The sequence below is a fragment of the Rhodophyticola sp. CCM32 genome, from assembly GCF_004751985.1.
Taxonomy (GTDB): domain Bacteria; phylum Pseudomonadota; class Alphaproteobacteria; order Rhodobacterales; family Rhodobacteraceae; genus Rhodophyticola.
This window is the reverse complement of the sequence record NZ_CP038492.1, coordinates 3,051,443-3,071,958: the sequence shown is the minus strand read 5'-3', so window position 1 is coordinate 3,071,958 and position 20,516 is coordinate 3,051,443. Positions and strand designations below refer to the sequence as shown.

Genomic DNA, 20,516 nt, shown 5'->3' with positions numbered 1-20,516 from the left:
CGGGGTATGGGGCCGATCAATCGACCGCGTCGATATACATCGCTGTCAGTTCAGCCGTGGTATAATCGGCTGCGTTCACACCCAGAAAAGCCGCCAGTTGCTGATCGCCCTGATTGGTCACGCTGTTCTGTGTCGACACTGTTTCGCGCCCGTCCCGCAGGATGTGGTTCACGGTGATCGCATCGTCATCAGCCAGCGCGTTGGACAGCTGAATCAGCTCTGACGTGGTGTAAACACCGGGTTCAACACCAACCGACGCCGCCAGTTGGGCATCGTCAGCAACAGCAGGCAGGGCAAGGGTAACGGCCAGAACGGCGCCGAGGGGAAGAAATGTGCGTGTCATGATCTTATCTCCGTTGATCATCTGGCAGACCGCTCTGGCCTGCGCTTCATGAATGGGAGATGGGGATGGGCAGAGGATGAAACTTGAACCGGTCCGGCAGGTTTTTGAACCAAACTGTTTAGTTTAATTTTGTGCCTGTAATTCAAGCCTGATCAGGGCTGAACCTCAGCTCATCAGAGGCTCCGCCGCTCTTATGCGACAGCTTTCGCCACGATATCAGGGTGCTGCCCAATAACCTGCACATAGGCCACAGCAAAGTCGGGGGCTGTCGCCCGTGCCTGCTCCCAATCACGAAGTGTACCGACAGGCACGTGGAAGCGGCTGGCAAATTCAGTCTGCGAAAGGCCAAGCCCGGTTCTGGTCTTGCGTATCAGCCGGGCCCGCTGACCACGATCCATTGCCTTTTGTGTCACTTCAAAATCTTCTGGGTCCGATGGATCAGAAGACAAAATAATATGCTCTTTCTTCACCTTTGTTGCTCCTTCTCACAGAAATGAAGCGGGGCCGTTCATCCTGCCAGGTGAACACGCCGGTAAACACCTTCTCATCCACAACGCCGATCACCTTGAACCTGTCTTCTCCAGAGACTGTTGCATTAATCGGTTGAGGCTGCGCTGCTTTTACCCGCAAAGGTGCTGGCCAGGATGTCGGCCAGATTATCGGCATCTTCCGTGGTGAACGCATCCGGTTGATCACTGTCGATATCGAAAACCGCGATCAGATTCCCCGCAGCATTCCAGACCGGGAGAACAAGCTCTGACCGGGTGGAAGACGCGCAGGCGATATGGCCCGGAAACGCCTCCACATCCTTCACAAGTTGCACCTGACCCGTGCGTGCCGCCGCGCCGCAGACACCCCGGGAAAACGGGATTTGCAGACAGCCATGGCCACCCTGATAGGGGCCGATTTTCATCATCTGCGGGGCGGTGACCCGGTAAAACCCGGTCCAGTCGAACCGGTCATCCGAATGGTGAACCTCGCAGACAAGGGTTGCCATGAGCGCGACCTCATCAGTTTCGCCCTCGGTGAGGCTTGCGATTGTTTTTGCGAGGGCTGTGTAATCCGCATGCATGGCCTGAGCCTTTGGTATGTGACAGGAGCGCGGGGTGGGATTGGAGAACCTCACGCTTTCCGGGATATTTATGAAGCAGAGAAGGTCAGACCCGTTCAATGGCAATCGCGGTGCCTTCGCCGCCGCCGATACAAATAGTGGCGATACCGCGTTTCAGATCACGTTTTTCCAGCGCGTTGAGAAGCGTCACCATGATACGGGCCCCGGACGCGCCAATCGGATGACCAAGCGCACAGGCCCCGCCATTCACATTGACCTTGTCGCGCGTCAGGTTGAAGGCCTGCATGAAAGCCATGGGAACGACGGCAAAGGCCTCGTTGATCTCCCAGAGGTCCACATCTTCGGGCGTCCAGCCAAGGCGGGTGAGAAGCTTTTCGGCGGCGGGTACGGGGGCAGTGGTAAACCAGCCCGGTTCCTGCGCGTGGGAGGCATGGCCAAGGATGCGGGCGCGGATCGGCAGGCCCTTTTCACCGGCAGCGGTTTCGCGGGCAAGGAGCAGGGCCGCGGCCCCATCAGAGATGGAGGAGGCATTGGCCGCCGTGACCGTACCGTCTTTGCGAAACGCGGGTTTCAGCTGCGGGATCTTGTCGGGGCGGGCATTGCCGGGCTGTTCATCGACGGAAATCTCTGTGCTGCCCTTGCGGGTCGCAACCGTCACCGGCGTCACCTCATCGGCGAAGGCACCGCTGTCGATCGCCGCCAGCGCGTTGGACAAAGAGGTCAGCGCATATTCATCCTGCGCCGCGCGGGTGAACTGATATTTCTCGGCGCAATCCTCGGCAAAACTGCCCATCAGGCGGCCCTTGTCATAGGCATCTTCAAGACCATCCAGGAACATATGGTCGATGGTCCCGCCATGGCCGATGCGGGCCCCGCCGCGCATATCGGGCAAAAGGTAAGGCGCGTTGGTCATGCTTTCCATGCCACCTGCGACGACCAGATCGGTCTGTCCAAGCGCCAGCTGGTCATAGGCGATCATCGCGGCCTTCATGCCGGAACCGCACATCTTGTTCAGCGTGGTGGCCGGCACCTCCTGACCAAGGCCCGCCTTGAACCCGGCCTGCCGGGCCGGGGCCTGCCCCTGACCGGCGGGCAGAACACAGCCCATCAGCAGTTCATCGACCTGATCGGGCGCGGCGCCTGCCTGCGCCAGCGCCGCCTTGATCGCAACACCCCCCAGATCCGCCGCAGGGACCGGTGCGAACGCACCCTGAAACCCACCCATCGGTGTGCGGGCGGCACCGCAGATCACAACCTTTTCCATGTCATCCTCCACATCTCATCCGTTCCCCTTCGATACCGAATGGTAAGGATTGCCGTCTAGGCTGTACCGCAGCAAAGGCGGAAGGAACAGCTATGAACCTCGTCAGAGAAACCGCAGGGCCGATCACGATCATCCATGTGGAGGAAGACCGGATAGACGCCTCGGTCGCGATTCAGTTCAAAGACAGTTTTCGCGCCCTGATCGAAGACGACACAGGCCCGGTTGTGCTGAACCTGGGAAAGGTGAATTTTCTGGATTCAAGCGGTCTGGGCGCGCTGGTCGCAGCCCGTAAATTGCTGGGCGCGGGCCGGGTGCTGGATCTGGCAGGGCTGCAACCGACCGTCACCAAGGTGATGACATTGACCCGGATGAACACGGTTTTCAATATTCACGAGGATGTACCACAGGCGGTTGCAGCCCATGGGGCGACACTTTCGGCCGGGTGACGGGAACCTTTGAACAGCAAGACCACCCGTGAGCAAAGCAATGACGCCGTGACCGAGCCTGCCAGACAGATCGAAACCCGGGCGGATATGACCCTCTGCCTCGATTTTCCGGGCCACCCGAATGAGATTCGCCGCGCCCTGACCCGGATCGGCAGGCATATGGACCGGCGGAAAATCAGCCGGGATCATGCCCGGGCAGTGACACTGGTGCTGGCCGAAGTGCTGAACAACATCGTGGAACATGCCTATGCGCATCGGGATGACGCGACGATCTATATCTCCGTGACCGCCGCAACCGCGCTGGTGACCTGCGCCGTCTGCGATTGCGGCTGCGCCATGCCCAACGACCAACTGCCGCAACCCAAGGCCCATCACCTTGATCAGACCAAGGTTGAAACCCTGCCCGAAGGTGGCTTTGGCTGGGGGCTTATTCACCAGCTTGCCTCGGATTTGCGCTATAGCAGGCAGGGCTACGAAAATCATCTGAGCTTCTCGATTGCCCCCCCGCCAGGGCCGCTCGACTGACATGTCAGGAATGCTTTGCATGGGGGCAAATTGCCACGATAGGGTCACAATCGCTCCGCAAACTGGCCCTTATACACAGCCATAAACGGTTTTGTAGCTGCATAGGCTTCCCTCGGCGTCGTGTCTTAAAGCCCCCACCCAGCGGCGCGACGTCGAGGTACTATGCAGGTTTCCCGCTTGTTCCCCACCGCACATCGCCTAATTTGATCCCAGAACAGATATCGGGAGCATAACGGGCATGCGCGATTTCCATCATCCGGGCCGGTCACCGGTTTTCGCCGAAAACGGGATGTGTGCAACATCGCATCCTCTGGCCGCGAAAACCGCGATCAACCTGCTGGAACAGGGTGGCAATGCGGTGGATGCGGCCATTGGCGCGGCGGTTCTGCTGGGGTTCTGCGAACCGCAGATGACCGGGCTGGGCGGCGACATGTTTGCGCTGGTCAAACCGGGCAACAGTGATCGGATCATCGGATTAAACGCCTCGGGCCGCGCACCGGCTGGCCTGTCCGCCGATACCCTGCGCGCAGCAGGGCATGACATCATACCCCTGAACCATCCGGCCGCCGTGACCGTGCCCGGCGCGGTGGACGGGTTTTGCCGCCTGCACAGCGATCTGGGGCAGATGCCGCTGCCCGATATTCTGGCCCCGGCAATCCACTATGCCGAAGCCGGCGTGCCCGTCGCCCCGCGTGTCTCCGCGGATTGGGCGGAAAGCGATGCGGCGCTTACGGGGGTGGCCCGGGACCGGTTCCTGCTGAAGGGTGCGGTGCCGCAACCGGGGCAGATATTCCGCGCGCAGGGCCAGGCCGACGTTCTGCGCAGGATCGCCGCCGAGGGTCGCGCCGGGTTTTACGAAGGTGAGGTCGCGGCCGATATGGTGGACAGTCTGCAAGCGCTTGGCGGCACCCATACCAGGGATGATTTTGCCGCAACCGCCTGTGACAGCGTGACCCCGGTCCGCACGCATTATAAGGGGGCGGAACTGATTGAACTGCCGCCCAATGGTCAGGGGTCCACCGCGATCCTGCTGGCCAATATGCTGTCCGGCTTCGATATCGCGGAAATGGCGCCCTGGGGGGTCGAACGCGCGCATCTTGAGCTGGAAGCCACCAAACTGGCCTATGATGCGCGGAACCGCTTTATCGGCGACCCGGGCCACAGCCCCCGCGCCGATCACCTGACCGCGTCTGACACCGCCAAAGCGCTGGCCGCCCTGATCGACCCGGACCGGGCAATGGCCAATCCGACAGCCCTGTCAGATGCCGTACATAAAGAGACGATCTATATCACCGTGGTCGACCGGGATCGGATGGCCGTGTCGCTGATCTATTCGATCTTCCACAGTTTCGGATCAGGTCTGGCCAGCAACAAATTCGGCATTCTGTTCCAGAACCGGGGTGCCGGGTTCAACCTGATCAAGGGCCACCCGAACGAGGCCGGGCCGGGCAAACGCCCGATGCACACCATCATTCCCGGCATGATCCGCGAGTCAGGTGGCAGTGTGATGCCCTTTGGCGTCATGGGGGGCCAGTATCAGGCGACAGGACATGCCCGTTTTCTGAGCAATATCGTCGATTTCGGGATGAGCCCACAGGCCGCAATTGATGCGCCGCGCCTGTTTGCCGATGGCGGCCATGTGAATATCGAACGCGGCTATGCGCCGGATGTGCGGCAGGCGCTGGAGGCCAAAGGCCACAAGCTCAACATCCCGGCCCTGCCGATCGGCGGGGCGCAGGCCATTCGCATCGATGCCGCCACCGGGGTGTTGCAAGGTGGGTCTGACCCGCGCAAAGACGGTTGCGCACTTGGATATTGAGAGAAACCGCCATGCCTGTCACACCTGTAAAAACACCTGTCGCCAACGCCAGGGCGGAGATCACCTCGCTTTCGCCGGCCCAGACGCAGGCAGAGGTCGCCGGCGTCCGGTCTGCCGATTGATAAACCCGAAAGCTGACCAAAAGCGTTTCGGGTAAACCTTGCATCGAAAAAGCTGCATCTCAAGCACCGGTCCAAAATTTTGCAACATACATGTATGACACGGAGGGCAGCGCCCGAACCGAGGGGTGGGCGAGAAGCGCCCGCCCGTGGGGCGGTCCGGGCGGGAAGGTGATGTGGGGTTGAGCAGAGTTCCAGGCCGAAGCTATCGCCTTTGGCTCGAACGCGTTTTTCAATACGATCTGTTTCAGGTGAAACCCGAAAAGCCGTAACTCAGTTCAGCTGATATTCCAGCGGATAACGACCATCCTGAAAATCCCCGAAAAGCTCGGGCAGGTCGGGGTGATCAACCGGTTCCCCGGTATTGTCAGGCACCAGATTTTGTTCAGACACATAGGCCACGTAATAGGTCTGATCATTCTCGGCCAGAAGATGATAGAATGGCTGCGCACGGGACGGGCGGCTGCCCTCGGGGATGGCATCATACCATTCCTCGGTATTGGAAAACTCAGGGTCTATATCAAACACAACCCCGCGAAACGGGTGTTTTTTGTGCCGAACCACCTGGCCCAGATTGTATTTCGCATGGCTCTTAAGCATAGCGGCGCCCCTTTGAACCCTGACTAAACCGAGCTACGGGGCCTTGTCCATCCAACTGTGCCGAAATAGGGAGAAACAGATTGTGAACTCAGGTTTGACAGTTCCGGCCCTGACCAGCCCCCTGTTTCTTCTGAAACTCTGCCCGTCATCCGCCTGCTGATCATGTTGGCGCCGATGTGATGGGCCGCACTGCATGTGGCCATTCCCACAGACCAAAAATTCCCGTATACTGTGACAAAATATAAGATGAACCTGAGCAGGCAGATTTTATGAGACAGGCGGTATTCTTCCTGATTCTACTGGTATTGGCAGGCTGTGGGCGCAATTACTCCGCCCCGCGCGACCTGGATAATGCCTGTTCCATCATCAATGAACGCCCGGCCTATTTCCGCGCGATGCGTGCGACAGAACGCAATTGGGGGGTGCCGGTGCATGTGCAGATGGCCACGATCTATCAGGAAAGCCGGTTCATCGGCGATGCGCGCACGCCATTCCGCTATGCGCTTGGGGTGATCCCGCTTGGGCGCCAAAGTTCAGCCTATGGGTACAGTCAGGCGCTGGATGGCACCTGGGACGAATACCGCCAGCAAACCGGCAACCGCGGCGCGCGGCGTCATAACATCAATGATGCGACCGATTTCATGGGATGGTATATGACCCGGACGGTGGAACGGAACAACGTGCCCCTGAATGACGCCCGCAACCAGTATCTGGCCTATCATGAAGGGCATACAGGCTATAACCGGGGCAGCTATAACGCCAAACCATGGCTGTTGCGCGTTGCTGATGAAGTTGCCGCCCGCGCCCAGACCTATCAGGTGCAACTGGTCAGCTGTCGCCGCTGAACCGGAGGTTTTATCGCTCTATAGCTTCGGCCTGAAAGCCTGAATCACCCCGCACCATGCTCCTGCCCGGCGGTTCGGGCTCTGCCCTCCGCGCAATGCATATGTGTTGCAGAATTTTTGTCTGGGGCTTCAGTCGTCCAGACCCCGGGCCCGTATTTCCTGCGGGATATTGAACAGCCGTGCGCCGACACGGGCGTCGGTATCCAGATCTCCCAGGATAACCGTGGTGTCACTCCCCGCCTCATCGGTGATGATCCACTGGCGCAATTCCACCGGGTCGCCGGTGAAGACAAGGGTGATCTGGCCGATCTCGGGACGTTCGGGGTCCTGCGCCACAACCCGGGTCGATGTGCCGTCGCTATTATGCCCGATCACCATGCCCGAGCGGCCCAGATCCACATTGCGCGCCAGGATCAGATGCAGGGGTGTGCGCCGTAGCGGGTATTGTTCAGGCCGCGCGTTTGACCTTGCGTCAAAGATCGCCACCTGACCGCCGCCTGCGATGACCAGCAGGTCATCATCGCCGCCGCCATATTCGAACCGCACCCGTCCGGGGCGTTGCAGATACAATGTACCGGTCGAGATCGAGCCATCGGCATTGATCTGGGTGAAATCACCCTCGGCGCTGCGCAGAGTGTTGAGATAGCCGGACAATTGCGACAGCGGAATCGCTTGTGCAAAAGCCGGAAAGGCGGTGGTCATGGCCAGCGCCAGGGACAGAAGAAACCGTTTCATAAGGTCAATTTAGTCAATCCAACCGCCAGTTACACCTTACCTGCGCAGGATCGGCGGAAATTCACCCTTGTTCCGGCACCAGAATCTCGCGTTTGCCCACATGATTGGCCGGTGAAACCAACCCGCTTTCTTCCATCTGCTCCACCAGACGGGCGGCCTTGTTATAGCCGATCGCCAGTTTGCGCTGGATATACGAGGTGGAGCATTTGCGGTCATTGATCACGATCTGCACCGCCTGATCATAAAGCGCATCTTCCCCATCGGTGTTGCCGCCCAGGCCAAGCACCAGATCGATATCGCTTTCCTTGTCATCATCGGGCCCGTCCAGAACCGAGGCTGCGTAATCCGGCGGGCCGAAACTTTTCAGGTGGCGGACGATTTCTTCAACCTCTTCATCGCTGACGAACGGCCCGTGCACACGGGTGATTTTCGCGCCGCCGGCCATGTAAAGCATATCGCCCATACCCAGAAGCTGTTCAGCCCCCTGTTCGCCCAGAATGGTACGGCTGTCGACTTTCGAGGTCACATGGAACGAAATCCGCGTCGGGAAATTCGCCTTGATCGTGCCGGTGATCACATCGACCGAGGGGCGTTGCGTCGCCATGACAATATGAATGCCGCTGGCCCGTGCCATCTGTGCCAGACGTTGGATACAGGCCTCGATCTCTTTGCCCGCAACCATCATCAGATCGGCCATTTCGTCAACGATGACGACGATATAGGGCATTTTCTCGGGCGCGAATTCCTCGGTCTCGAAAACCGGTTCGCCGGTCTCATCGTCAAACCCGGTCTGGAAAGTGCGGCTGAACATCTCTCCCTTGGCAAGCGCTTCGGCGACGCGGCTGTTATAGCCGTCGATATTGCGCACACCCATCTTGGACATCTTGCGATAGCGTTCTTCCATCTCGCCCACGGTCCATTTCAACGCGACCACGGCCTTTTTCGGATCTGTCACAACCGGCGAAAGCAGATGCGGGATCCCGTCATAGACGCTGAGTTCCAGCATCTTGGGGTCAATCATGATCATCCGGCAATCCTCGGGCGAAAGCTTGTACAGCAGGCTGAGGATCATCGTGTTGATCGCCACGGATTTCCCCGAACCGGTGGTCCCCGCGATCAGCAGATGGGGCATTTTCGCCAGATTGGCGACAACCGGGTCTCCGCCGATATCCTTGCCAAGCGCCAGGGGCAGTTTCTGGGTGCCGTCGCCAAAATCCCGGCTCGACAATATCTCGCGCAGGACCACTTTTTCGCGATGCTGGTTGGGCAGTTCGATGCCAATCACGCTGCGCCCCGGCACGGTTGAAACCCGGGCTGACAGGGCCGACATCGACCGGGCGATATCATCGGCCAGGCCGATCACGCGGGAGGCTTTGAGACCCGGCGCCGGTTCCAGTTCATACATGGTGACAACCGGGCCCGGGCGCACGCTGACGATCTCGCCCTTTACGCCGTAATCATCCAGCACGTTTTCCAGCATCCGGGCATTTTCCTCCAATGCCTCGTCGCTGAGATGATGCCGTTCCACCGTGGTTTCGCTGGACAGAAGCGACAGCGGCGGGAATTCATAGGCGGGCGTCTCTGCCTCCAGCGGCAAAGAGGGTTGCGCATCTGCCATCGCCGCCCGCGAGGGGGCGGCTTTGCGGGCCGGGTGTTGCACAACTTTCTTAGGCTCTGCCGGTGGCACCGCAAACCCGGCGGCGGGTGACGGGGCCGCATCCAGTTCAGCCACCCGTTCGGAATGGGGCAGTTGGATCATATCATGCGCCGCCTCATCGGCAGCGGTGGCGGTCAGGGGCGGCTCTACCCGGGCCAGGGGCGGAACACCGTGCTGGGCGATCCCGGCTTTGTGCCGGGCCATGGCGGCCTGTGGCGCGGTCAGCGGGCGGCGGACACGGTTCTTGATCACATCGGCGATTTTCTCGCGAATCCGGTCATCATCGGGCGCATCGATATCCGCGCCCGCAACCGCCTGGCGTTCCGGCAGTTCGGGTTCCAGTTCGGGCACCCGGTCACGGCTGCGCAACAGCGGCACCCGGTCAAACAGGCTGGACCGCGCGGCGGGGGCCGTCAGGTCCGGCTCCACCCGCGCAAAGCTGTCATCCTCGTAGTCCATCGCCTCTTGCCGGGCGGCGGCCCGGGTCTGGCGCCGCTCCTGCAAAGACAGGGCAGCCTGCCCCGCGCCCCGGCCCGCATGGCCGAAAACCGTGGCCAGGCCCGCGATGGTCGAAATCAGACCGATAATCAGAAACCGCAGGCCCACGCGCATCTCGGCCCCGTTCACACCCAGAACAAAAAGCCCAAAACCGATCACAGCCCCAAAACTCAACGCGGCCAGAAGTTTCAGACCAAAGGCCGCACCGAAGGGCAGAATATTCAGCAAAGCGCCCAGAACCGTATCTCCGAACAGGCCACCCAGTCCGAAACTGTGGGTCCAGCCCGCAGGCGGGGCATAGCTGGCCGCATAAATCGCGGCCAAAGCCACGGCAATCGGCAGAAACACAACCCGCCCGATGGCCCGCTCAGACCCGTAACAGAACATGAACCGCACACCCCAGACAAAGGCGCCGATCGCCAGACCATAGGCGCCATAGCCCACGATCAGCATCAGAATGGCGGCCACGGAAGCCCCCATATGACCCAGAACATTCTGCGGCACCGCATCGGTGGCGGCTGTCCAGTTCGGATCCTCAGGCGTGTAAGAGACCAGCATCAGCGCCAGCCCCACACCCAACAGGCACAGCGCCAGCCCCATGATCTCTTTGCAGCGCTTTTCAAGCATCGCCTGCATGCGGCTGTCCAGAAGCGGGTCACGCTGTCGTGTCTGATAGGCCATAGTCTTACCTCACCGATACAGGCAGTCGCGCAGCTTGATCAGCCCGCGCTGCATTTCTTGTTTTTCTGCCACCATGGCGACGCGAATCCGGTCTGCACCCGGGATATGCCCGCCAACCTCGCGCGCCAGATACGCGCCCGGCAGCACCCGAACACCGGTTTCGCGCCAGAGTTTCATGGTGGCCGCCTCGCCATCATCCACGGGCAACCACAGAAAGAACCCGGCCTCGGGCGGGGCATAGCCCTGAATATCGCCAAGCACCTCATCGGCGATGGCATATTTCTCGGCATAAAGCGCGCGGTTGGCGATCACATGATCCTCGTCCCGCCAGACCTGTTCGGCCACCGCCTGCAGCGGCATCGGCAGCGGCGCGCCCGCATAGGCGCGCAATTGTTTCAGCCGCGCGATACTGTCCTTGCCACCGACGGCAAAGCCCGATCGCAGACCCGGCAGGTTGGAGCGTTTGGACAGGGAATGGAAAATCACCACCCGGTCCGGGTCCGCGCCGATCTCATGAGCCACCTGCAACGCACCCGGAGGTGGCGTGCTGCGATAGATTTCCGAATAGCATTCATCCGCGAAAATCTTGAAATCATACTGTTCGGCCAAGGCGATCAGATCGGCCCAGTAGGCCCGGTCTGCAACCGCGCCCTGCGGGTTTGCAGGGGAACAGATATAGGCCACGGCCACCCGCGCCAGCACATCCCCGGGCAGGCTGGTATAATCGGGCAGATTGCCGGTTGCCTCGGTCGCGGGCACATAGACCGGTTCGGCCCCCACGGCCAGGGCGGCCACGGCATAGACCTGATAAAACGGGTTCGGCGTCAGCACCACGGGCTGTTTTCCACCCCTGGTCTCGGGGCAAAGTGCGATCAGTGCGTTGAACAACCCCTCGCGGGTGCCGTTCAGGGGCAGGACCTGGCTGGCTGCATCAACCGGCACGCCATAGCGCATCTTCACCCAATCGGCGATGGCCTGTTGCAGGCCGGGCGCGCCGTCATTCGCGGGGTACTGGCCAAAGCTGCCGATATTTTCAGCCAGCACATCCTTGACCCAACCGGGGAAGGCGTGGCGCGGCTCGCCGATGGTCATCGCAATCGGCTTGGCCCCCGGTTCATGGGAATCAAGCAAGGTCCGCAAACGCGGAAACGCATATTCTGGCAGGTTCGAAAACCGCTGGGGGAAATCCATATGTGCCTCGGTTTCAGGATCATGACGCCCTGATTTGCCCATAGGTTACCGCCCGGGAGGCCTCGGGTCCAGAAAAACGCGCCATTTCAGGGCGTAAAGGGGCCGTGCCTGTGGCGCTTAGGTCAATGCGGCCTCAGCAGCGGCTGCGATGCGCAGAAGTTGTGGCTCTGCCATCGGCGGACACAAGATCATGATACCGGTTGAGGGCACACCGGTTGGCAATGTGACAGCGCAAAGCCCCATCAGGTTGCCAATCCGGGTATTGCGCAGGGTCAGAAGGTTTTCTGTCACGAAATAATCGTCATCGCTCAGCAACCGGGCGGCATTGGCGGGCAGGTTTGCCGCCGAGGGCAGCAGCACCGCGTCATAGGCGGCAGTGTCGCGCAACCAATCCTGCCGCAGCCGGCGCAGCCGCCGCCATCCGGCAACGAAATCCGGGCCGCTGACATTGCGCCCCTGGCGAAACCGCTCCCGGATACGGTCAAACATCTTGTCAGGCGCGGCCTCGATCGCGTCGCCCCAGATGCCATAGGCCTCGGCGGTGTAAAGCATCAGCGTGGTTTCCATCGCCTCCTCGATGGCAGGCACAGGCCCGGTGTCGATACTGGCACCTGCGGCACGCATCCGCGCCACCGCAGACTGGAACGCGGCGCCGGGCGCATCGCGGACATTGCCGGAATAGGGCTCTAGCACCAGAAACCGCTTGCCCGACAGGCTCGCATTGCCAAGGTCGACCGGGTTTGTGCCGCCCAGAACCGCCAGCAGACGGGCCGCATCCTCCACCGTTCTGGTCAGCGGGCCAACCGTGTCGAACCGTTCAACCAAAGGCACAACACCTTTCAGGCTCAACTGCCCATGGGTGGGTTTCAGCCCGACCAGATCATTATAGGCCGCAGGCAGGCGCACCGAGCCGCCGGTATCCGAGCCGATGGCCCCGGCGGCCAGACCGAACGCCACCGAGGTCGCCGCCCCGGAAGAGGAGCCACCGGGCACCAGATCAGGATCATTCACATTGGGCGGTGTCGCCGTGCTTGGGTTCAGCCCCAGCCCGGAAAACGCCAGTTCCGTCATATGGGTCTTGCCCAGACAGACCAGCCCGGCCCGCGTGGCACGGGCCAGAACCTCCGCATCCTCCTCCGGCACACGGCCTTTCAGAAGCAGCGATCCGGCCTCGGTCGGCAGGCCCGCCGTATCAAACAGGTCTTTCCACGAGATGGGCACCCCGTCCAGCAGCCCGCGCCGCACACCGGCCCGCGCCCGCGCGGCCGCCGCCGCCGCTTCGGCCCGGGCCCGGTCCGGCGTCAGCATGGTATAGATGCGATCCGTATCGGGATGCGCGGCGCAGGCCTGCAGATACGCCTCGGTCAGATCCCGCGGGTCAATCTCCCCCGCGCCGATGGCGCGCCCCAGATCACTTGCGCTTAAGCCCTGCCAGTCGTCCCGCATCGTCCCGCCCTCGTCATGGTGTCGCGGCTGACGCTATCTTGGTGGCTTCCGTTGGACAATCCTCGGTGCAGCTGCATAGTCGCCCATATGGCATATGACGCGGATATCCTGATTGTCGGTGGCGGGCTGAACGGCCCCTGCCTGGCGCTGGCCCTTGCCCGGGTGGGGATATCCTCGATGGTGCTGGATGCGCTTGGTGCCGAAACGCAGGCGGCAGATACATTCGACGGGCGCTCTTATGCGCTGGCGCTTGCCTCCACCCGGTTGCTGGATGCTTTGGGCCTTTGGGGCGATCTGTCTGACCATTCCCAGCCAATGCTTGAGATCACCGCCAGCGATGGCCGCGCAGGCGAAGGCCCGGCGCCGTTTTTCCTGCATCTGGACCATGCCGAGATTGAAGAAGGCCCGATGGGCCATATGCTGGAAGACCGCTATCTGCGGCAGGCGCTGCTGAAGGCGATGACGGCTGAACCGCTGATTACCCACCGCAGCGGCGCAAGGGTGACCGGCCAGGACATCAGAACCCATGCAAGGGTCACACTGGAAGATGGCACAAAGCTGACCGGCCGCCTGCTGGTCGGGGCGGATGGCCGGCAAAGCGGCACCGCCGCCCGCGCCGGGATCAAGCGGACAGGGTGGGATTACGGGCAAACCGCGCTGGTCTGTGCCATCGCCCATGAAAAGCCCCATAATGGCATCGCCCATCAGTTTTTCATGCCGCCCGGGCCGCTGGCCATCCTGCCGCTGCCGGGCAACCGGTCGTCGATTGTGTGGAGCGAAACACACAAAGCCGCCACGCGGATCCATGCACTGGATGGTGCAGGGTATCTTGCCCATCTGCGCCCCCGGTTCGGTGATTTTCTGGGAGAGATCAGCCTGGCAGGTGCGCGGTTCAGCTATCCGCTTGGACTGAGCCTCGCCAACAGCTTTGTCGCCCCCGTCTGGCGCTGGTCGGCGATGCGGCCCATGGGGTGCATCCGATTGCGGGTCAGGGGCTGAACCTGGGCCTTCGCGATGTGGCGGCGCTGGCCGAGGTGCTGACCGATGCCAAACGCCGGGGCGAGGATTACGCCGCGCTGGATGTGCTGGAACGCTACCAGAGCTGGCGCCGGTTCGACACGGCAAGCATGGCCGCCGCGACAGATGCGTTCAACCGTCTGTTTTCCAATGACAATCCGATTCTGCGCGCAGGCCGCGATCTGGGCATGGGCATGGTGAACGCCCTGCCCGGCCTGCGGCGGCGATTCATCCGCGAGGCCGCAGGCCTCACCGGTGATGTGCCCCGCTTGCTGCAGGGGCGGCCGTTATAGTCCCGGCATCGGAGTATGATGGGATGTTCAGAACACTGCCATATGCTCAGGCGGGGCCGGTCAGGAGTGAGGCAGCGTCGTTCTTATTGGATCCGGCGTTTCACTCCAGCTTCCTCGCCTCATCTTCCAGCATGATCGGAATGCCATTGCGGATTGGAAAGGCCAGATGCGCGGCTTTCGAGATCAGCTCCTGCGCCCCGGCATCATAGCTGAGCGGTGCATGGGTGACCGGGCAGACCAGCGCCTCTAACATGTGCCGATCAATCGGGGCTTCCGGCCTCATTGCAGAATATCCTCACCCGTGCCGCCCCGCAGTGCAAATTCGATCAATGTGACAAGTGTTTCCCGCCGGGTGGTCAGCGATGGCGCCTCCAGCAGCGCCTGCTTTTCTTCGGGGTCAAAGGGGCACAGCATCGAAAGCGAGTTGATCAGCAATTCATCTTCCGCGTCTTTCAGGCTGTCCCAATCCGTCGACAGATCAAGCGCTTCGAAATACCGTGACAACAGGGTCAGAAACTGCGGGCGATCAAATGTTCTGTCTTTTTCAACCCCGCCCAGATCATCATCGAACCCGGCCCAGGACACATCAGCCTTCAGATAGGGGCTGAAACCCGAGACCTCACGGGTCACGCGATAGCGCGATATCCCTGCCAGCGTGATCATATAGCGCCCGTCTTCGGTTTCCGAAAACTGCGTCACCCGGCCGGCACAACCGATGGAATGCAACCGTGTCTCGGTCTTTCCGGGGGTTTCCATGGGCTGCACCATTCCGATCATCCGGTGCCCGGTTTTCAGCGTATCATCCATCATCGCCAGATAGCGCGGCTCGAAAAGATGCAGGGGCAGGCGCGCGCGGGGCAAAAGCAGGGCCCCGGGCAGGGGAAAGACCGGAATTGTCTCAGGAAGATCCGCAGGGGATATCAGACCGGACATATCGCGCCCGCCGCTCAGGCGAAGATCATCGAGCTGAGCTTCCGGCGCCCGGCCAGAACAATCGGGTCTTCCGGTTTAAGCGCATCGAAAATGGTGAAAAGCTGAGATTTGGCGGCGCCGTCATTCCACTCCCGGTCGCGCCGGAACAGATCAAGCAGTTGCTCCACGGCATCCGGCACCTGACCGGCGGCATGCAGCGCCAGCGCATAATCGAACCGGGCCTGATGATTGGTCGGGTCAGCCTCAACCGCGGCGGCCAGTTCACTCAGCGGCCCGGCATCTTCGGCCTGCCGGGCAAGCTCCAACTGCGCGCGGGCGGCTTCAACCTCGGCGGCGCTGGCAATTGCGGCGGGCGCATTGTTCAGCAGCGCCTCGACCCGGTCCAGTTCACCCAAAGCCAGATGGGCGCGCGCCAGCCCGCCAAGGGCAGCGGGGTTTTCCGGCTCTTCCCCGAGGATCGCGGCAAAGGTCTGTGCCGCGTCCACCACGGCCCCCTCGTCCAGCATCGCCTCTGCGGCTTCAAGCGCCTCGGCCAGCCCGTTATCTTCACCTGACAGGGCGCTCAGCTTTTCGACAAACTGTTTCACTTCGGCCTCTGTTACGGCGCCCTGAAACCCATCCACCGGTTGACCCTGATGGAAGGCATAGACCATGGGGATCGACTGCACCCGCAACTGCCCGGCGATCTGCTGGTTCTGGTCTATATCGACCTTGACCATTTTCACCTTGCCCCTGGCCGCTTTCACCGCCGCCTCAAGCTGCGGCCCAAGGGTTTTGCAGGGCCCGCACCAGGGGGCCCAGAAATCGACGATGACAGGCACGGTCTGACTGGCCTCGATCACATCGGCCATGAAACTGGCATCGGTGCTGTCTTTGATCAGATCGGCCGCGCCCGGGGCATCCTGCGTCTGTCCAAATTCAAGCATGGCATGTCTCCTGAAATCCGTGTTGCCCGTTATATGCCTGTACGCATGGCTGTCGCCAAGGGGTCAAAGATCGAATGTGGCAAAGACCGGCGCGTGATCCGAGGGTTTCTCCCACCCGCGGACATCGCGCAGCACGCGGGAGCCATGGGCGGCAGCGGCAATATCGGGCGTGGCCCAGACATGATCAAGCCTGCGGCCCTTGTCGGCCGCATCCCAATCGCGCGCACGATAGGACCACCAGCTGTAAAGCGGCCCTTCGGGGATATCCTTGCGGGTGACATCCACCCATCCTGCGCTGTCCTGCACCTCGGCCAGATGTGTCACCTCAATCGGCGTGTGGCTGACAACTTTCAGCAGTTGTTTGTGAGACCAGACATCATCTTCACGCGGGGCGATATTCAGATCCCCCACCAGAATGCTTCTGGCGGGTGTCTCCCCATGGAACCAATCCCGCATCTCGGTCAGGAAATCGAGCTTATGGCCGAATTTCTCGTTGATCTCCCGATCCGGCACATCGCCACCTGCGGGCACATAGAAATTATGCACGGTGACGCCGTTTTCCAGCCTGGCGGCCACATGGCGGGCATCGCCCTTGCCCACGAAATCGCGATGACCCACATCTTCCAGCGGCTGTTTCGACAGGATCGCCACACCGTTATAGCCTTTCTGCCCCCGGGCTACGATATGGCCATAGCCCGCATTGGCGAACACCTCGGCAGGGATCAGATCGACCGGCGATTTACACTCCTGCAGGCACAGAATATCGGGGGCCTCTTCGCGCAACAGTCTGGTCACGAGATCGGCGCGCAAACGAACCGAGTTGATATTCCAGGTGGCAAGGGTGAAGGACATCGGCAATTTCTCCTCTGGCAGAGAGCGTGGCCCTATAGCGTTTCGACGTATTGTTGAAACGCCTTTCGCCTTCGGCTCAAACACCAAAGCCGTTGTCTCTGCATCCATGTAAACTCGAAACGCTTTAGCCTGCCACCCCGCCTGTCTTCAACCCATGTTCGTGTTTTGGTCTATTTGATCTTTGAAATTTCGCCGACATGATAAAAAAGGCCCGAACCAAAAGGCCCGGGCCAGTCCAACAGGGAGGTTGGGAGTAATGCGTCACGCAATTATGGGCTGTCGCCGGATTGCCCTCAAGCCGAACAATGCAAACGTCACGCAATCAGCCGGTACCCGCCGGATTCCGTCACCAACAGACGGGCATTCGAGGGATCGGGCTCAATTTTCTGACGCAGACGGTAGATATGTGTCTCCAGCGTATGGGTGGTGACACCGGCATTATAGCCCCAGACTTCATGCAAAAGAATGTCACGGGCCACAACGCCATCCTGCGCGCGGTAGAGGAATTTCAGAATATTCGTCTCTTTCTCGGTCAGGCGAATCTTCTTGTTATCTTCGGTTTCCAGCATTTTCATCGCAGGCTTGAATGTATACGGCCCAAGCTGGAACACCGCATCCTCGGATTGCTCATGCTGGCGCAACTGCGCGCGGATACGCGCCAGAAGCACCGGAAATTTGAACGGTTTGGTGACATAATCATTGGCGCCCGCATCAAGGCCCAGGATCGTATCGGCGTCGCTGTCATGGCCGGTCAGCATCAGAACCGGGCATTTGACACCCTGTTTGCGCATCAGACGACACAACTCACGACCATCGGTGTCGGGCAGGCCCACATCCAGGATCACCAGATCGTAAATCGCCTCTTTCGCGCGCTCCATCGCGCCGACACCATTGCCAGCTTCGAACACGTCGAATTCTTCGGTCATCACAAGCTGTTCAGACAGCGCCTCGCGCAGGTCCTCATCATCGTCGACCAGCAGGATCTTCCGTAAAGTGGCCATGGTGTCTACCTCATTTCCCTGTTCCTGAACACCGACATGCGCGCCTTACGTCAACTTGGCAAGATGGTCGAAAAGAACCTCACGCAGCCGTGTCACTGCGGGAGGGAATGTTTCAAAATACGACAACACAGGGTATGGGACTGAAAACACCCCGCTATGGGAGAAAAGATGAGCCTGATCCCCACCCCGTCGGAACTGATGGCCCGTGCCCGCACTGATCTGCATGTGGGGCTGCCTGTTGTGTTGGGGCATACAGGTGGTGGTGGCATTGTCGCTTTGGCCGCCGAACGGGTCACTGATACAAGACTGGACGATTTGCGCGTTCTGTCGGCCGAAATCACAATTGCCATCACCGCCCGCCGGGCGGAAACCCTGAAAGCGCGCGCCTATGACGGAGATCTGGCCCGCCTGCATCTGCCTGTCGATGCCGATGCCCTATGGGTACACAACATCGCAGAACCCGCCGATGACCTGCGGGCGCCGTTGAAAGGGCCGCTGCACAGCCAGCGTGATGGCACTGCGGGGCTGCACCGTCTGGCGCTGTTGCTGGCAAAATCGGCGCAGCTTTTGCCAGCGGCGGTTATTGTTACCATCCCCGACCCGCGAGCCGTCGCCGATGATCACGGCCTGACATTGCTTTGGTCCGAATCTGCCGCGGCCGATCTGGCTGCCCACCACCCGCTGCATCCGGTGGCCGCCGCGCGCCTGCCGATGGAGGCCGCCGAGGCCGGGCGCCTGCATATCTTCCGACCCGAAAATGGCGGGATCGAACATTACGCGATCGAAATCGGCCGCCCCGACCGCACCAGGCCGGTTCTGACCCGGCTGCATTCGGCCTGTTTCACCGGCGATGTGCTGGGCTCGCTGAAATGCGATTGCGGGCCGCAATTACACACGGCACTGGCCGAGATCGGCAAGGAAGGCGCGGGCATATTGCTGTATCTCAACCAGGAGGGGCGCGGGATCGGGCTTACCAACAAGATGCGCGCCTATTCTCTTCAGGATCAGGGGTTTGATACGGTTGAGGCCAATCACCGGCTTGGCTTTGAAGACGATGAGCGGGATTTCCGCCTTGGGGCCGGGTTGCTGAAGACCATGGGGTTCAAGGCCGTGCGGTTGATGACGAACAACCCCCGCAAGGTCGAAATCATGGGTCAGATGGGTGTCACAGTGACAGAGCGTGTGCCGCTGATCACCGGCACCAACCGCCATAACGCCCATTATCTGGCAACCAAGGCCAAAAAATCAGGGCATCTTCTGTGACGCCCGCCGATCTGGTGTTGACCCCGACCGGCCTGCGCTTCATGGGGCGCAGCTTGCCTTGCGTGATCGGGCGGAGCGGTATCACAACCGCAAAACGCGAAGGTGATGGCGCAACGCCCGCAGGTGCCCACCGGATCATCGGCTGCCTCTACCGCCCTGACCGGATCGCCCGCCCCTGTCCATGGACCGTACCGCTTGCACCGGGGGATTTGTGGTCCGATGATCCAAGGGACGCGGATTACAACCTGATGGTCCGGGCGCCCCATGCATTCAGCCATGAACGGCTGTGCCGCGCCGATCCGCTCTATGATCTGGTCCTGCTGACCGACTGGAACTGGCCCCGGGCCAGGCCCGGTCGTGGCTCCGCGATTTTCCTGCATCAGTGGCGCCGGCCCGGATACCCGACCGAGGGCTGCATCGCCTTTGACCGGCGCGATCTCAACTGGATCACCCGTCGGATTACACCTGACAGCCGGGTGATCGTGCCGCCCCTTTCTTCTTGGTGAAAATACGCCGGGGGTGTGGGGGCTGGCCCCACTGCGCCGACCCTGCCCGTTTTATTCCGGGTAACGCCGCTCAGCCCGCGCTTCACCCAACACCTGATTGCCCGCCCGCGCGGTGGCGCGCCATTCATAGGTATGGGTCTGACCCGGCGGGCACGGGCTGCGATAGGTGAACAGCCCTTCGGGAACTGTACCGCTGCCGCTGATCCGCAATCGCCCGCCACCATGGTTGTAAGACGGCACATCCAGATCGACGAGGCGGAATTCAATTGTCTCGGTCCCCGCAGGCACATCGGTAAGGATGAAGGCAGGATTACCCACAGTGTTGGGTCGCCCCGTTGTGCAAAGGGGAATATCGCCCCAATCGAAACTCAGCCTGAATTCGGCAAGGGCAGCGCTGCTTGTGAGGACAAGGGCGAACAAGGCGACAAGACTGGTTTTCATGCGTTTACTCCGATCTCTGTTACATGTCAGTCTGCGTGACCCG

The 20,516-nt window shown here is 61.0% G+C and carries 22 protein-coding genes and 1 pseudogene; 7 read left to right on the top strand and 16 right to left on the bottom strand.

Features of this window, described 5'->3' with window-relative positions:
• Window positions 1–16 precede the first annotated feature (16 nt).
• From E2K80_RS14930 to E2K80_RS14910, 5 genes are all read right to left on the bottom strand, one after another.
• Window positions 17–343, bottom strand: coding sequence for a hypothetical protein (locus E2K80_RS14930; protein WP_135375713.1), 327 nt, complete (start codon window positions 341–343; stop codon window positions 17–19).
• A 191-nt stretch (window positions 344–534) separates the two neighbouring features.
• Window positions 535–813: a helix-turn-helix domain-containing protein gene (locus tag E2K80_RS14925; RefSeq protein WP_135375712.1), complete on the bottom strand. Its 279-nt coding sequence runs from the start codon at window positions 811–813 to the stop codon at window positions 535–537.
• Window positions 782–1,009 carry a BrnT family toxin gene (locus E2K80_RS14920; protein ID WP_238475556.1) on the bottom strand — a complete coding sequence of 76 codons (228 nt, stop codon included), beginning with the start codon at window positions 1,007–1,009 and terminating at the stop codon, window positions 782–784. The genes E2K80_RS14925 and E2K80_RS14920 overlap by 32 nt, the downstream gene beginning before the upstream one ends.
• Complete coding sequence (locus E2K80_RS14915; RefSeq protein ID WP_135375710.1) at window positions 939–1,415, bottom strand: GAF domain-containing protein; 477 nt, start codon at window positions 1,413–1,415, stop codon at window positions 939–941. Before E2K80_RS14915 ends, E2K80_RS14920 begins: the two co-directional genes overlap by 71 nt.
• 85 nt (window positions 1,416–1,500) lie before the next feature.
• Entirely contained in the window at window positions 1,501–2,679 is a 1,179-nt protein-coding gene (locus E2K80_RS14910) for a thiolase family protein (protein WP_135375709.1), read from the bottom strand.
• 92 nt (window positions 2,680–2,771) lie between these two features.
• Here E2K80_RS14910 and E2K80_RS14905 point away from each other — a divergent pair, with 92 nt between their 5' ends.
• The 3 genes from E2K80_RS14905 (at window position 2,772) to E2K80_RS14895 (ending at window position 5,469) form a co-directional block, all read left to right on the top strand.
• Window positions 2,772–3,125, top strand: a complete 354-nt coding sequence (locus tag E2K80_RS14905; RefSeq protein ID WP_135375708.1) for an STAS domain-containing protein — start codon at window positions 2,772–2,774, stop codon at window positions 3,123–3,125.
• Window positions 3,126–3,134: 9 nt separating this feature from the next.
• Entirely contained in the window at window positions 3,135–3,650 is a 516-nt protein-coding gene (locus E2K80_RS14900; protein ID WP_135375707.1) for an ATP-binding protein, read from the top strand.
• A 238-nt stretch (window positions 3,651–3,888) separates the two neighbouring features.
• On the top strand, window positions 3,889–5,469 hold the full coding sequence (locus tag E2K80_RS14895; RefSeq protein WP_135375706.1) for a gamma-glutamyltransferase family protein: 1,581 nt from the start codon (window positions 3,889–3,891) through the stop codon (window positions 5,467–5,469).
• A 392-nt stretch (window positions 5,470–5,861) separates the two neighbouring features.
• Here the strand turns inward: E2K80_RS14895 and hspQ are convergent, their stop codons facing one another.
• On the bottom strand, window positions 5,862–6,188 hold the full coding sequence (gene hspQ / locus E2K80_RS14890) for a heat shock protein HspQ (protein ID WP_135375705.1): 327 nt from the start codon (window positions 6,186–6,188) through the stop codon (window positions 5,862–5,864).
• 269 nt (window positions 6,189–6,457) lie between these two features.
• Here hspQ and E2K80_RS14885 point away from each other — a divergent pair, with 269 nt between their 5' ends.
• On the top strand, window positions 6,458–7,033 hold the full coding sequence (locus E2K80_RS14885) for a transglycosylase SLT domain-containing protein (RefSeq protein WP_135375704.1): 576 nt from the start codon (window positions 6,458–6,460) through the stop codon (window positions 7,031–7,033).
• Window positions 7,034–7,162: 129 nt separating this feature from the next.
• Here E2K80_RS14885 and E2K80_RS14880 read toward each other — a convergent pair whose 3' ends face one another.
• The 4 genes from E2K80_RS14880 to E2K80_RS14865 form a co-directional block, all read right to left on the bottom strand.
• Complete coding sequence (locus tag E2K80_RS14880) at window positions 7,163–7,768, bottom strand: LolA family protein (protein WP_135375703.1); 606 nt, start codon at window positions 7,766–7,768, stop codon at window positions 7,163–7,165.
• Window positions 7,769–7,829: 61 nt separating this feature from the next.
• Entirely contained in the window at window positions 7,830–10,604 is a 2,775-nt protein-coding gene (locus E2K80_RS14875; protein ID WP_135375702.1) for a DNA translocase FtsK, read from the bottom strand.
• A 9-nt stretch (window positions 10,605–10,613) separates the two neighbouring features.
• Window positions 10,614–11,795: an aminotransferase class I/II-fold pyridoxal phosphate-dependent enzyme gene (locus E2K80_RS14870; protein WP_135376645.1), complete on the bottom strand. Its 1,182-nt coding sequence runs from the start codon at window positions 11,793–11,795 to the stop codon at window positions 10,614–10,616.
• A 117-nt stretch (window positions 11,796–11,912) separates the two neighbouring features.
• Window positions 11,913–13,241 (bottom strand): amidase, encoded by a 1,329-nt coding sequence (locus E2K80_RS14865; protein ID WP_135375701.1) that lies wholly within the window; start codon window positions 13,239–13,241, stop codon window positions 11,913–11,915.
• Between the two features lie 87 nt (window positions 13,242–13,328).
• Between E2K80_RS14865 and E2K80_RS14860 the strand changes: the two are divergent.
• A pseudogene (locus E2K80_RS14860) lies at window positions 13,329–14,551 on the top strand (FAD-dependent monooxygenase).
• Between the two features lie 100 nt (window positions 14,552–14,651).
• On the opposite strand, the gene E2K80_RS14855 reads toward E2K80_RS14860, so the two are convergent.
• From E2K80_RS14855 to E2K80_RS14835, 5 genes are all read right to left on the bottom strand, one after another.
• Window positions 14,652–14,834: a Trm112 family protein gene (locus tag E2K80_RS14855; RefSeq protein WP_135375700.1), complete on the bottom strand. Its 183-nt coding sequence runs from the start codon at window positions 14,832–14,834 to the stop codon at window positions 14,652–14,654.
• Window positions 14,831–15,475, bottom strand: coding sequence for an LON peptidase substrate-binding domain-containing protein (locus E2K80_RS14850; RefSeq protein ID WP_135376644.1), 645 nt, complete (start codon window positions 15,473–15,475; stop codon window positions 14,831–14,833). The genes E2K80_RS14855 and E2K80_RS14850 overlap by 4 nt, the downstream gene beginning before the upstream one ends.
• Before the next feature lie 23 nt (window positions 15,476–15,498).
• Window positions 15,499–16,410, bottom strand: coding sequence for a thioredoxin (trxA, locus tag E2K80_RS14845; protein ID WP_135375699.1), 912 nt, complete (start codon window positions 16,408–16,410; stop codon window positions 15,499–15,501).
• A gap of 63 nt (window positions 16,411–16,473) precedes the next feature.
• Window positions 16,474–17,262 (bottom strand): exodeoxyribonuclease III, encoded by a 789-nt coding sequence (locus E2K80_RS14840; protein WP_135375698.1) that lies wholly within the window; start codon window positions 17,260–17,262, stop codon window positions 16,474–16,476.
• A 314-nt stretch (window positions 17,263–17,576) separates the two neighbouring features.
• Window positions 17,577–18,263 carry a response regulator transcription factor gene (locus tag E2K80_RS14835; RefSeq protein ID WP_135375697.1) on the bottom strand — a complete coding sequence of 229 codons (687 nt, stop codon included), beginning with the start codon at window positions 18,261–18,263 and terminating at the stop codon, window positions 17,577–17,579.
• Window positions 18,264–18,431: 168 nt separating this feature from the next.
• On the opposite strand from E2K80_RS14835, the gene ribA reads away from it, so the two are divergent.
• On the top strand, window positions 18,432–19,526 hold the full coding sequence (gene ribA, locus E2K80_RS14830; protein ID WP_135375696.1) for a GTP cyclohydrolase II: 1,095 nt from the start codon (window positions 18,432–18,434) through the stop codon (window positions 19,524–19,526).
• On the top strand, window positions 19,523–20,032 hold the full coding sequence (locus E2K80_RS14825) for a L,D-transpeptidase family protein (protein ID WP_135375695.1): 510 nt from the start codon (window positions 19,523–19,525) through the stop codon (window positions 20,030–20,032). Before ribA ends, E2K80_RS14825 begins: the two co-directional genes overlap by 4 nt.
• A gap of 51 nt (window positions 20,033–20,083) precedes the next feature.
• Here E2K80_RS14825 and E2K80_RS14820 read toward each other — a convergent pair whose 3' ends face one another.
• A complete protein-coding gene (locus E2K80_RS14820; protein ID WP_135375694.1) occupies window positions 20,084–20,473 on the bottom strand; it encodes a phospholipid-binding protein in 390 nt (129 codons plus the stop codon).
• Window positions 20,474–20,516: the final 43 nt, after the last annotated feature.

Coding starts and splice junctions, on each gene's coding strand:
- E2K80_RS14885 (WP_135375704.1), top strand. CDS start 6,458: ATGAGACAGGCGGTATTCTTCCTGATTCTACTGGTATTGGCAGGCTGT.
- E2K80_RS14880 (WP_135375703.1), bottom strand. CDS start 7,768: ATGAAACGGTTTCTTCTGTCCCTGGCGCTGGCCATGACCACCGCCTTT.
- E2K80_RS14910 (WP_135375709.1), bottom strand. CDS start 2,679: ATGGAAAAGGTTGTGATCTGCGGTGCCGCCCGCACACCGATGGGTGGG.
- E2K80_RS14875 (WP_135375702.1), bottom strand. CDS start 10,604: ATGGCCTATCAGACACGACAGCGTGACCCGCTTCTGGACAGCCGCATG.
- E2K80_RS14820 (WP_135375694.1), bottom strand. CDS start 20,473: ATGAAAACCAGTCTTGTCGCCTTGTTCGCCCTTGTCCTCACAAGCAGC.
- E2K80_RS14835 (WP_135375697.1), bottom strand. CDS start 18,263: ATGGCCACTTTACGGAAGATCCTGCTGGTCGACGATGATGAGGACCTG.
- E2K80_RS14855 (WP_135375700.1), bottom strand. CDS start 14,834: ATGAGGCCGGAAGCCCCGATTGATCGGCACATGTTAGAGGCGCTGGTC.
- E2K80_RS14895 (WP_135375706.1), top strand. CDS start 3,889: ATGCGCGATTTCCATCATCCGGGCCGGTCACCGGTTTTCGCCGAAAAC.
- E2K80_RS14930 (WP_135375713.1), bottom strand. CDS start 343: ATGACACGCACATTTCTTCCCCTCGGCGCCGTTCTGGCCGTTACCCTT.
- E2K80_RS14840 (WP_135375698.1), bottom strand. CDS start 17,262: ATGTCCTTCACCCTTGCCACCTGGAATATCAACTCGGTTCGTTTGCGC.
- hspQ (WP_135375705.1), bottom strand. CDS start 6,188: ATGCTTAAGAGCCATGCGAAATACAATCTGGGCCAGGTGGTTCGGCAC.
- E2K80_RS14915 (WP_135375710.1), bottom strand. CDS start 1,415: ATGCATGCGGATTACACAGCCCTCGCAAAAACAATCGCAAGCCTCACC.
- E2K80_RS14870 (WP_135376645.1), bottom strand. CDS start 11,795: ATGGATTTCCCCCAGCGGTTTTCGAACCTGCCAGAATATGCGTTTCCG.
- trxA (WP_135375699.1), bottom strand. CDS start 16,410: ATGCTTGAATTTGGACAGACGCAGGATGCCCCGGGCGCGGCCGATCTG.
- ribA (WP_135375696.1), top strand. CDS start 18,432: ATGAGCCTGATCCCCACCCCGTCGGAACTGATGGCCCGTGCCCGCACT.
- E2K80_RS14865 (WP_135375701.1), bottom strand. CDS start 13,241: ATGCGGGACGACTGGCAGGGCTTAAGCGCAAGTGATCTGGGGCGCGCC.
- E2K80_RS14920 (WP_238475556.1), bottom strand. CDS start 1,009: ATGCCGATAATCTGGCCGACATCCTGGCCAGCACCTTTGCGGGTAAAA.
- E2K80_RS14905 (WP_135375708.1), top strand. CDS start 2,772: ATGAACCTCGTCAGAGAAACCGCAGGGCCGATCACGATCATCCATGTG.